The 11,122-nt window shown below is 58.6% G+C and carries 12 protein-coding genes and 1 riboswitch; of the genes, 6 read left to right on the top strand and 6 right to left on the bottom strand.

The window, feature by feature from the left end; translation table 11 throughout:
• Positions 1-57: 57 nt before the first annotated feature.
• Positions 58-291, bottom strand: a riboswitch (cobalamin riboswitch).
• A gap of 153 nt (positions 292-444) precedes the next feature.
• Both CKW15_RS20145 and CKW15_RS20140 read left to right on the top strand, forming a co-directional pair.
• The gene (locus CKW15_RS20145) at positions 445-1,029 is read left to right on the top strand and encodes a hypothetical protein (RefSeq protein WP_095060849.1); all 585 of its coding nucleotides are present in this window, start codon (positions 445-447) and stop codon (positions 1,027-1,029) included.
• A 66-nt stretch (positions 1,030-1,095) separates the two neighbouring features.
• Entirely contained in the window at positions 1,096-2,409 is a 1,314-nt protein-coding gene (locus CKW15_RS20140) for a sorbosone dehydrogenase family protein (RefSeq protein WP_095152618.1), read from the top strand.
• A gap of 28 nt (positions 2,410-2,437) precedes the next feature.
• Here the strand turns inward: CKW15_RS20140 and CKW15_RS20135 are convergent, their stop codons facing one another.
• The 6 genes from CKW15_RS20135 to CKW15_RS20110 all read right to left on the bottom strand — a co-directional run bounded on the left by CKW15_RS20135 (position 2,438) and on the right by CKW15_RS20110 (position 7,733).
• Positions 2,438-3,091: an O-methyltransferase gene (locus tag CKW15_RS20135; protein ID WP_095060845.1), complete on the bottom strand. Its 654-nt coding sequence runs from the start codon at positions 3,089-3,091 to the stop codon at positions 2,438-2,440.
• Between the two features lie 18 nt (positions 3,092-3,109).
• Positions 3,110-3,646: a C40 family peptidase gene (locus CKW15_RS20130; protein ID WP_095060843.1), complete on the bottom strand. Its 537-nt coding sequence runs from the start codon at positions 3,644-3,646 to the stop codon at positions 3,110-3,112.
• A 166-nt stretch (positions 3,647-3,812) separates the two neighbouring features.
• Positions 3,813-4,460 (bottom strand): C40 family peptidase, encoded by a 648-nt coding sequence (locus CKW15_RS20125; protein WP_095060841.1) that lies wholly within the window; start codon positions 4,458-4,460, stop codon positions 3,813-3,815.
• A gap of 224 nt (positions 4,461-4,684) precedes the next feature.
• Positions 4,685-5,389 (bottom strand): DnaA regulatory inactivator Hda, encoded by a 705-nt coding sequence (gene hda / locus CKW15_RS20120; RefSeq protein WP_078470804.1) that lies wholly within the window; start codon positions 5,387-5,389, stop codon positions 4,685-4,687.
• A gap of 183 nt (positions 5,390-5,572) precedes the next feature.
• Positions 5,573-6,640, bottom strand: a complete 1,068-nt coding sequence (locus tag CKW15_RS20115; protein WP_095152617.1) for an AI-2E family transporter — start codon at positions 6,638-6,640, stop codon at positions 5,573-5,575.
• A 34-nt stretch (positions 6,641-6,674) separates the two neighbouring features.
• A complete protein-coding gene (locus CKW15_RS20110; RefSeq protein ID WP_095152616.1) occupies positions 6,675-7,733 on the bottom strand; it encodes a DUF2066 domain-containing protein in 1,059 nt (352 codons plus the stop codon).
• A gap of 385 nt (positions 7,734-8,118) precedes the next feature.
• Between CKW15_RS20110 and purM the strand changes: the two genes are divergently transcribed.
• From purM to CKW15_RS20090, 4 genes are all read left to right on the top strand, one after another.
• Positions 8,119-9,177 (top strand): phosphoribosylformylglycinamidine cyclo-ligase, encoded by a 1,059-nt coding sequence (gene purM, locus CKW15_RS20105; protein ID WP_095152615.1) that lies wholly within the window; start codon positions 8,119-8,121, stop codon positions 9,175-9,177.
• On the top strand, positions 9,177-9,827 hold the full coding sequence (gene purN / locus CKW15_RS20100) for a phosphoribosylglycinamide formyltransferase (protein ID WP_095060833.1): 651 nt from the start codon (positions 9,177-9,179) through the stop codon (positions 9,825-9,827). The genes purM and purN overlap by 1 nt, the downstream gene beginning before the upstream one ends.
• Before the next feature lie 8 nt (positions 9,828-9,835).
• Positions 9,836-10,549: a DUF3108 domain-containing protein gene (locus tag CKW15_RS20095; RefSeq protein ID WP_095152614.1), complete on the top strand. Its 714-nt coding sequence runs from the start codon at positions 9,836-9,838 to the stop codon at positions 10,547-10,549.
• A gap of 143 nt (positions 10,550-10,692) precedes the next feature.
• Positions 10,693-11,109 (top strand): OsmC family protein, encoded by a 417-nt coding sequence (locus CKW15_RS20090; RefSeq protein ID WP_095152613.1) that lies wholly within the window; start codon positions 10,693-10,695, stop codon positions 11,107-11,109.
• Positions 11,110-11,122: the final 13 nt, after the last annotated feature.

Below are 11,122 nucleotides of genomic sequence, written 5' to 3'. Positions count from 1 at the left end.
AATAACGGCGGGCAGGCACAAAAAAAGAAGGCAACAAGCCTGGCATCGCCCACCGTGATGCCGTTGAATGAATCAGGCCGGTCTCCGGGCTCATGAGCGGTTTGCACCCGACTGCGCGCCTTCCCATATCGACCCTCGATACAGTGGCTCAAAGCTCAGTCTTCACTCATTTACCGTTGCGGGGGCAGCGCCGGGATCATGACCTTCAACAGTTTGAAGAGCTCATTCACCGGCTTCCCTGTTTCACTCTGTCGACCCAAGCCACAGAGCACCTGAAACAAGCCGCGAAGGTTAGAGGGTTGGGGGTGGAGCGTCAATTAAAGCCGGGACGTCGGATGGGAATATCGACTGGCGCTCAATATTCTGACGCCAATCTTGTGCCTCGCCCCCAGCAGCGATATCAAATAGCCACAAACCCACAACACAATAACAAGGGTGAGCCCCATGCAAGGCATGATCATCAGCAATCCAAAACTGGAATTCCTGCGCCCGGTACTGGAACGCTGGTTCGACTGTATTGACCGCTACAATGCCGTGCGCGGTGACGGTGACGCGCCCTACTGGCACGACGAAAAAGCCAATCTGGGACTGCTTTCAGCCGCCGCCTGGATGGCCGAAATGGTCACGCTGCAACACACGCAAACGCGCAAGCAAACCGAAGACGGCGAGCGCAACAGTCGCGCCGATCTGCTGCTTGCCTCGCCCGAAACCCGTGCCTATTTCCAGGCGACCCAGCGCTGGCCACGGGTCAACAGTCTCGATCTGACCCAGGCGTTGCTCGACATCACCAGCGACGCCAAACGCGTGAGCCACGCCAGCGACCTGAGACTCGGCTGCCTGTTCGCTGCACCGCAAAAAGCCCAGCAAGGTGCTACGCCAGAAGAGCTCCAGGACATGGTCGATGACCTGCAAAAAATAAACACCTGCGCCGTTGCCTGGTATTTCCCTTACGCCTATCGCAAATTGCGCAACGAAGCCGGCCACTATCATCCCGGTATTGCCGTGCTTTTGAAGGAAGCGCACGGCTGAAGGTTGAACCATCAAAAGGCAACACTTCTCTATGATGAGAACAAGGCATTCATAGGGAAGATCAGTATGCGCACAGCCCCGTTCGTTTTCGTTATCGCCCTCACTGGAGGGCTCGTCGCCTGTGGCGAGACCTCCAGCCTGCAAGTCTCCGACGGCACCGGCCCATCTCCCCAACTGCCCGAACCCAGTAAAACCCTGATCCCGACAGTCAACATCGCACCCGCCATCGGCTGGCCTGCGGGCGTGAAACCCATTGCCGCCGCAGGCACTCAAGTGACGGCTTTTGCCGAAGACCTTGATCACCCGCGCTGGCTCTATGTACTGCCAAACGGCGACGTGTTGGTGGCCGAAACCAACGCCCCGGCCAAACCCGATGATGGCAGTGGCATCAAGGGCTGGATCACCAAGAAAGTGATGGGCCGCGCCGGGGCCGGCGTGCCGAGCGCGAACCGCATCACCTTGCTGAGGGACAAGGATCACGACGGTATCGCCGAAACCCGCAGCGTGTTTCTGGAGAACCTCAATTCACCGTTCGGTATGACACTGGTCGGCAATGACTTCTACGTGGCCGACACGGACCGCCTGCTGCGCTTTCACTATGAGCATGGCGATACCGAAATCAAGTCCCCACCGATCAAAGTGGTCGACTTGCCGGGAGGCCCGTTGAATCACCACTGGACCAAAAATGTCATCGCCAGCAAGGATGGCCGCAAGCTCTACGTCACCGTGGGCTCCAACAGCAACGTCGCCGAAAACGGCATGGATAAAGAGGAAGGTCGCGCCGCGATCTGGGAAGTGGATCGCACCACCGGCAACCAGCGGATTTTCGCTTCAGGCTTGCGCAACCCCAATGGCCTGGCCTGGGAACCGCAAAGTGGCGCCCTATGGACCGCCGTCAACGAGCGCGATGACATCGGCAGCGACCTGGTGCCCGATTACATCACCTCGGTGCAGGATGGCGCCTTCTACGGCTGGCCGTTCAGCTATTACGGCCAGCACGTCGATGTTCGCGTCGAGCCGCAAAATCCGGATCTTGTCGCCAAGTCCCTCAAGCCGGACTATGCCGTCGGCCCACACACGGCCTCACTGGGCCTGACGTTTGCCGAAAACAGCAAACTGCCAGCACCGTTCACCCAAGGTGCATTCATTGGTCAGCACGGCTCATGGAATCGCAAGCCGCACAGTGGCTACAAAGTGATTTTCGTGCCGTTCAACGGAGGCAAACCGACCGGTCAGCCGATTGATGTACTGACCGGATTCCTCAATGACGAAGAAAAAGCCATGGGACGGCCAGTGGGTGTGGTGATTGATCGGCAGGGGGATTTGCTGGTGGCCGACGATGTAGGGAACAAGGTGTGGCGGGTGTCGGCTGTAAAATAGACAGCAAAAGATCGCAGCCTGCTGATGACTACCGTTTGCGGCAGAGCGTCAATCCATCGCCTATCGGCAACAGGGACAGATCCACTCTCGCGTCATCTTTCAACGCTCGATTAAGCGCCTGGATCGCACGGGTGTCTTTGCTCTCGGGATTTGCCTCAAGAACCCGGCCACTCCACAGGGTGTTATCGAACACCGCCAGCCCACCTACCCGCAACAGACGCAGCGAATGCTCCAGGTAGGCGGGATAGTTGGCCTTGTCGGCATCGATGAAAATCAGATCGAATTGACCTGGTTGGTCCAGCTTGCCAAGCGTCTCCAGCGCAGGCGCCAGACGCAGGTCGATTCGCCCGGCCAGCCCTGCCTCGAGCCAGTAACGGCGGGCGGTGGCATTGTAATCACCCGGAACGTCGCAACAGATCAGTGAACCGTCATCCGGCAATGCCGTCGCCATGCACAGGGCGCTGTAACCGGTGAAGGTGCCGATTTCCAGCACACGCCTGGCGCCGGTGAGTTTCACCAGCAGTGCGAGAAACTGCCCTTGCTCCGGCGCCACTTGCCAGCGCGCCATGGGCAGTGCCTGGGTTTCATCGCGCAGGCGCTTGAGCAGCGGCGTTTCGCGCAAAGAGACGTCGAGCAGGTATTGATACAACGCATCATCGAGATTGAGCGTGCGAGCGGTCATGACCACAACCTCTGGCGATTATCGATTGCGCGCCAGATGCTCCGGTTGCAGAACGCGCTTGGCGCTGAGATAGGCTTTCTGCCAATAGTTCTTGGACAAGCTGTCGAGCTTCACGGTGCCGCCGGTGGCGGGTGCATGGACGAAGCGTCCCTCGCCGACATAAATCCCGGCATGATTGACCTGGGAAGCGCCATTGGTGGCGAAGAAGATCAGGTCACCCGATTGCAGACCTTCCTTGCCGACGTTGGCCGCTTGCATCGTGATCATCTCGCGGGTGGTGCGCGGCAAGGAAATACCGGTAACGTCACGGTACACATAACCGATCAGACCACTGCAATCAAAACCCGAATCCGGTGTATTGCCACCCCAACGATAAGGCGTGCCTACGAGACCAAGGGCGCGAAACAGTACGTCTTCCGCTTCGGGCGAAAACGCTTGGGATGGACCGAAAACGATGGGAGCGCGAACCACCGGCGCAGGAGGCGGCGTACGGCTGGCACAGGCGCTGAGCAGCGCTGCGAGGAACATGATTGCGAGGCGGGCCGACATCGTCATAAGCAGAACATCCTGATCTGGCTGCGGCTTTTTTCTGCTGGGAGCGCAGAAAAGAAAACCGCCTGCGTGTGACGCAGGCGGTTTGCCATCATTAATAGATCAGAATTCTAGCGGCTATCCGGCAAACTTCAAGTAAGACTTTAAGTTCACCTTACAAATTGTCCGCTTATTTGCGGGCAGTGACGATTGGCGACGCGTTTGGCGCCATTGCCAGGGCACGCTTGGCTTCGATGAAAGTCTTGCTCCAGTAGCTATCACCCAGGCTATCGATCCGCACACCACCACTACGACGGCTGCTGGAATGGATGAACTGGTTGTCGCCGAGGTAGATCCCGGCGTGACTGACGCGACCGCGACGGCCGTTGGTTGCGAAGAACAACAGGTCGCCCGGCTCAAGCTTGCTGCGCGAGACCAGAGGGGCGTCAACGTTAATCATTTCGCGAGTGGAACGAGGCAGGTTCATGCCCGCTTCTTCGCGGAACAGGTAACCGATGAAGCCACTGCAATCGAAACCGGCTTCAGAGGTGCCGCCGAAACGGTAACGGGTACCGATCAGGGACATGCCACGTTCAAGGATGCTGTCGGCCAGAACCGGCAATTGATACGACTTGCCGCCGGCGAAATCGGCGAGCTCTTTTTCGTTCGCCTGTTCTTCTTGCTCCAGCGCTTCCTGATAAAGAGAAGAAGACTGGGCTGTAGCGGAGTTCTTGACCTGCTGTTGCGATGCTTGCTGAGTCACAGGTGTGTGAGCAGCGCAACCGAACAACAGGGTAACGAGTGCGAGAGGCACGAGGGGTGCGAAGCGATTTAGCATGGGCACGACCGTGGCTGATAGTTGTAAAGAAGCCGAGACTATGCCCGCTATCAACCTCATTTGCAAATTCAATCGATCTTTATGTGACTTCTCGGTTTCTCGTTAACATCTAAGCGCTTAAGCCCATTTTGAACATTCACGCAGCCTGTCACTCGACAGGAAAGCGGATTTTTTTGGCGCCTGAAATATGCCAAACCCGCTAAACCTCTCGGTTTCAGCGGGTTTTACCAGCCCAGGGTTTCTTTCAAAAACGGGATCGTCAGCTTGCGTTGAGCCTGAAGAGAGGCCTGATCGAGACGTTCAAGCAGCTCGAACAGCGCACTCATGCTGCGGGTGCCCCGCGTCAGAATGAAATGCCCCACTTCGTCAGTCAGGTGAAGACCACGACGGGATGCGCGCAATTGCAGCGCACGCAACTTGTCTTCATCGGAAAGCGGACGCATCTGAAAGATCAGCGCCAAGGTGAGTCGGGATTTGAGATCCGCCAGTTTCACCGGCAACTCTCGGGGAGAGGTCGATGCGGCAATCAGCAGGCGTCGGCCGCTGTCACGCAAGCGATTGAACAGATGGAACAGCGCCTCTTCCCAGTCCGCCTTGCCGGCGACCGCCTGCAGGTCATCCAGACAGACCAGTTCGTACTGTTCGAGGTTGTCGAGAATTTCTATACCACGATCCAGCAGTTCGGCCAGCGGCAGATACACCGCCGGCTCCCCCATCTGCTCGAAGCGCAGACAGGCCGCTTGCAACAGGTGCGTACGCCCTACCCCATCCTTGCCCCAAAGGTAGATCAGGCTTTCGGTCCAGCCGGCGTCGGCTTCGCAAAGCCGCTCGACATAGCCGAGTGCAGCGGCGTTGGCGCCTGGGTAGTAATTGATAAAGGTGGCGTCGTCACGCAGACGCACACCTAGGGGCAGCTGAATCGGTTTCATGCTGACTGAACAGTTCCAAAGGAACCGTTAGTGGCCTCTGTGTAAAGTTTGCGAAGTTTATACCCGTGGCGCTGGTCGCACAATGCGACAGACCACAAGCAAAATCAAAGGTTTGCGTTAACGCTACGGTTTTATGACCGTTTGTTTGGCGGTCAGTGCGACCGCCACCCACTCATCATGTCGCTACGGTCCCTCGCCACTGGCGTAGATATCAGAGTCTTTATACAAATCATGGACATGACGCACCAGCACCATGATCACTGCGGCCACGGGTAGCGCCAGCAGCACACCGGTAAAGCCGAACAACTCCCCGCCAGCCAGAATCGCGAAAATTACCGCGACCGGGTGCAACCCGATCCGGTCGCCGACCAGCAACGGCGTCAGCACCATGCCCTCCAGCGCCTGACCGACCATGAACACCGCCACGATACCCAGCATGGGATACAAATCACCGCCAAACTGAAACAGGCCGGCGATCAATGCCGCGCCGATGCCGATGATGAATCCCATGTACGGCACAATTGCCGCCAGACCGGCAATCATACCGATCAACAGCCCCAGCTCCAGACCGACCAGCATCAGCCCCGCTGCGTAAATCACGCCCAATGCGACCATCACCATCAACTGCCCGCGAACGAACGCGCCGAGTACTTCGTGGCATTCGCCTGCCAGGGAGACCGCACGCTCCTCGCGATCACGAGGTAATAGATTGCGGATTTTGACCATCATCACGTCCCAATCCCGCAGCAGGTAAAAACTCACCACCGGGATCAGCACCAGATTCGCCATCAAGCCTATCAACGCCAGGCCCGAAGCCGTCGCCTGGCTCAATACCACGCCGACGATGTCCGTGGTTTGGCCCATGTGTTCACTGATCGCGGCCTTGAGTTTGTCGAACTTCCAGAATCCGTCCGACAACCCGAATTTGGACTGCGCCCAAGGCAATGCCGTGTGCTGCAACCAATCGAGCATTTGCGGCGCCAGCTCATACAACCGGAACAACTGCTTGACGAGCATCGGCACCAGCACCAATAGCAGCGCGGTAAAGATCAGCGTGAACACGGCAAACACCGCCACCACACCCCAAGTCCGCGACAGACCGGCCTTTTCCAGGCGGTCTACCAACGGATCGAACAGATAGGCCAACAGTAGCGCCACCAGAAAAGGCGTCAGAATCGGATGCAACAACCAGACAAACACGCAAAGCAGGACCACCCCACCCAGCCAGAACCAACGCCGAGAATCGGCCATGTACCACTCCTGCTTCTATATAAGGAACGAAAAACTACCAACGAAAACGCAACTGCGGTACAGGAGCGGCGACTGGCGCTACGGCGGGCGCCGAACCTTGGGCAACAGGCTGGACAGGAGCCACTGGCACGGGTGCTTGCTCGACCGGCATTTCCTGCAGTTTTGCCAGCGACATCTGCGCTCTCAACTGATCGGCGCTACCGTTGACCCGGTAAAGAATCCGCTCGCCATCGACACTTTGCAGACGCCCACCGAAGGGCTCAAGCAACCGCCCAAGCGCCGCATATCGCTCAAGACTCATGCCCTGTACTTCTATTAATTGCTGACCCGAAGCACCAGGCTTGGCAACGAATCGTGGTGCCAGGCGCTGATTGACCGCCAACATCACCGCATCGGCCAATGCTGCCTGATCGACCCCCTGTACGGTGCCGGCCTCCTTTTGATCACCCAGCCACAGCCGCCAATTGGCCTGCCACTGCCCACCTTCCTCATGCGCGTGCACCGCCAGCAAGGCATCGGCGTTGTAGCGCTCCGAAGCACCTTGCAACGGTGCTGGGTCAGTGCCTTCCAGATTGGGTGCCGTGGCGACGATCTGCTCATTCAGGTCCGCCAGCGGCAAGCGCAGCGGCAACCCACGATGCTGGGCGGCCCGACGCAGCGGCGCGGCGCTGGCCTGGCCGTCACCTACCAGGCTCGAACCTTCTGTGGAGTCATTCAACCACCAGGCCAGAATCGACGGCCGATTGGCACCCCACATCGGCAGCCCCGCCCGGCGCAGAGCCTGCTCAGTCGTACCCGGATCGAAATCGACTTTCAGCACTTCCGGCGGCCCGGCTTCAAAGCCGTACTGGCTGATGATTTGTTGCGGATCTTTGCGAACCGTCGCCAGCCCCGGGTTTTGCGCAGCCTTGGGATCACCGGTCAGGCGCAGCACCAAGGTGTCCAGCGCACGCTGAGTCGCCTGTTCACGCTCCTCGGGTGACTGGCCATTTACTGGTTCACGCACCTGATAAAGGCCTTTGACGGTTTCGGCATGACTCACAAGGCTGAACAATGACAAACAGCCCACAAACAAGAATTTACAAAAACGCATGGAAGATTCCTGACGACAAGAGCGGCTGAAACAGACCGCATGAAGACGATAGAGCAAGGCTGTGCCCCTCGCCCGACGCAAAACATTCACACGCCCCGGGTAAGTTTTTCGCACTGTCATAACGATAGACGGTTAATCGCGATACTTTATACAGCCATGCAGGTTACTAACGACACCGGGCAATAACGGTTTTTTTTCAGCTGAAATGGCCCTGCTGTCGGCCTGAGGATGGCCGCTGCCGCTCAAGCCTGATAAAATCGCGCGCCTTCGCAGACCGGCAACAGCCGGGCAGTGTCCGAATAGCGCGCATGGCTCTTGCCTACGCAGTTCGGCGGTCCCGCTGGACTCGGTCGTTACCCAGAAATCCCCCCTAAAGGCCTGGATCATGAGCAAGCAACCCTCCCTGAGCTACAAGGACGCCGGTGTAGACATCGACGCCGGTGAAGCATTGGTCGAACGCATCAAGAGCGTCGCCAAGCGCACTGCGCGCCCGGAAGTCATGGGCGGCCTGGGCGGTTTCGGCGCCCTCTGCGAAATCCCGGCCGGCTACAAGCAGCCTGTGCTGGTTTCCGGTACTGACGGCGTCGGCACCAAGCTGCGCCTGGCACTGAACCTGAACAAGCACGACACCATCGGCATCGACCTGGTCGCCATGTGCGTCAACGATCTGGTGGTGTGCGGCGCCGAACCGCTGTTCTTCCTCGACTACTATGCCACCGGCAAACTGAACGTCGACACCGCCGCTCAGGTGGTGACCGGCATCGGTGCTGGCTGCGAACTGTCGGGTTGCTCGCTGGTTGGCGGCGAAACCGCTGAAATGCCGGGCATGTACGAAGGCGAAGACTACGACCTGGCCGGTTTCTGCGTCGGCGTCGTGGAAAAAGCCGAAATCATCGACGGCTCCAAGGTTGCTGCCGGCGATGCCCTGCTCGCCCTGCCGTCTTCCGGCCCGCACTCCAACGGTTACTCGCTGATCCGCAAGATCATCGAAGTGTCCGGTGCCGACATCGAAAACACCCAGCTCGACGGCAAGCCGCTGACCGACCTGCTGATGGCCCCGACCCGCATCTACGTGAAGCCGCTGCTCAAGCTGATCAAGGAAACCGGCGCAGTCAAAGCCATGGCCCACATCACTGGTGGTGGCCTGCTGGACAACATCCCGCGCGTTCTGCCAAAAGGCGCACAAGCGATCGTTGACGTGGCGAGCTGGAACCGCCCAGCGGTATTCGACTGGCTGCAAGAGAAAGGCAACGTCGACGAGAACGAAATGCACCGCGTGCTGAACTGCGGCGTGGGCATGGTCATCTGCGTGGCTCAGGAGCACGTTGAAACTGCTCTGAACGTCCTGCGTGATGCGGGCGAACAGCCATGGGTCATCGGCCAGATCGCCTCCGCTGCCGAAGGCGCAGCCCAGGTTGAACTGAAGAACCTCAAGGCTCATTGATGTCTCAGACCTGTGATGTCGTGGTGCTGCTCTCCGGCACCGGCAGTAACTTGCAGGCCTTGATCGACAGCACGCGGACCGGCGACAGCCCGGTCCGCATCGCTGCGGTGGTTTCCAACCGCGCCGACGCCTACGGCCTGCAACGCGCCAAGGATGCGGGTATCGACACCCGCACCCTGGATCACAAGGCTTTCGAAGGTCGCGAGGCCTTCGATGCCGCGCTGATCGAACTGATCGACGCCTTCAACCCAAAACTCGTGGTACTGGCCGGTTTCATGCGCATTCTCAGCGCCGGATTCGTACGCCACTATCAGGGTCGCCTGCTCAATATCCATCCTTCGCTGCTGCCCAAATACAAAGGGTTACACACTCATCAGCGGGCTCTGGATGCCGGCGACGCCGAACATGGCTGCTCTGTGCACTTCGTCACCGAGGAACTCGATGGCGGACCACTGGTCGTACAAGCAGTAATACCGGTAGAGTTAGATGATTCGCCGCAGAGTCTGGCGCAGCGGGTCCATGTTCAGGAACACCTGATCTACCCGTTGGCCGTGCACTGGTTTGCCGAAGGTCGTCTAGCCCTCGGCGAACAAGGTGCTTTACTGGATGGACAGTTACTCGCGGCCAGCGGCCACTTGATTCGACCCTAGGAGATTTTATGCGTCGCGCCCTGCTCTTCGCTTGCGCCTTGCTTGCCTTGCCCTTTGCACAGGCGGCAGACCTTCAACCGTTCTCCGCCAGCTACACCGCCGACTGGAAACAGTTGCCCATGAGCGGCACCGCCGAACGCAGCCTCGAAAGCCTGGGCGACGGCAAATGGAAGCTCAGCTTCAAGGCGTCGATGATGATCGCCAGCCTGTCCGAAGAAAGCACCCTGACCTTGGACAAGGACACCCTGCTGCCCCATTCGTATCACTTCGAACGTGGCGGCCTGGGCAAAGCCAAGAAAGCCGACCTGGATTTCGACTGGACCGCCAAGATGGTCACTGGCACCGATCGCGGTGACCCGGTCAAGATCCCGCTCAACCGCGGCATGGTCGACAAATCCACCTACCAGCTGGCGCTGCAGCATGACGTAGCCGCCGGCAAGAAAAGCATGAGCTATCAAGTGGTTGATGATGGCGAAGTCGATACTTATGACTTCCGCGTGCTGGGTTCGGAAAAAGTCGACACCAAGGCTGGCCAGATCGAAGCGATCAAGGTCGAGCGCGTACGCGACCCGACACAAAGCAAGCGCATCACCGTTCTGTGGTTCGCCAAGGATTGGGATTACTTGCTGGTTCGCCTGCAACAGGTCGAGACCGACGGCAAGGAGTACAACATCATGCTCCTGAACGGTACGGTCAACGGTAAAGCGGTCAAAGGCAGCTAAGCCGGCTCGATAAGAGAAGCCCCGCAAACGCGGGGCTTTTTTTCGCCTGTTGAAAAAACCGGAACGCGTTCCCTCAAGCAGGCTCTATACCTTCAAGGTCTTTTTTGATCGAATGACTTTTCCTGTCGCCTGCGAGGTTTGCCATGACTGTTACCGTCAATACCGTCTCTGCCGAAGGTTTTCGCCACAGCGTACAAATCGACGATCACGAACTCTTTGCCGACGTACCCACCACGGCAGGGGGTGAAGGCTCCGCACCAGAACCCCACGACTATTTCGATGCCGCGCTCGGCGCCTGCAAAGCCTTGACCCTGAAGCTGTACGCCAAGAAGAAAGACATCCCGCTCACGAGCGTCGGTGTCGAGGTCAAACGCGACAACAGCCAAGAACAGAAAGGCAAATACGCACTGCACGTCAAACTCACCCTCAAGGGTGTACTCACCGACGCCCAGCGCGATGAACTGCACCGCGTGGCTGATCGCTGCCCGATCCACAAGCTGATGACCACCTCCGAAGTCAGCATCGAAACCCATCTGTCCGAAGGCGCGTTCAGCCAATAGCGGCAAGGGCTGC

It is taken from the genome of Pseudomonas sp. Irchel s3b5, assembly GCF_900187435.1.
Taxonomy (GTDB): Bacteria; Pseudomonadota; Gammaproteobacteria; order Pseudomonadales; family Pseudomonadaceae; genus Aquipseudomonas.
This window is presented reverse-complemented; position numbering and strand designations above follow the sequence as displayed.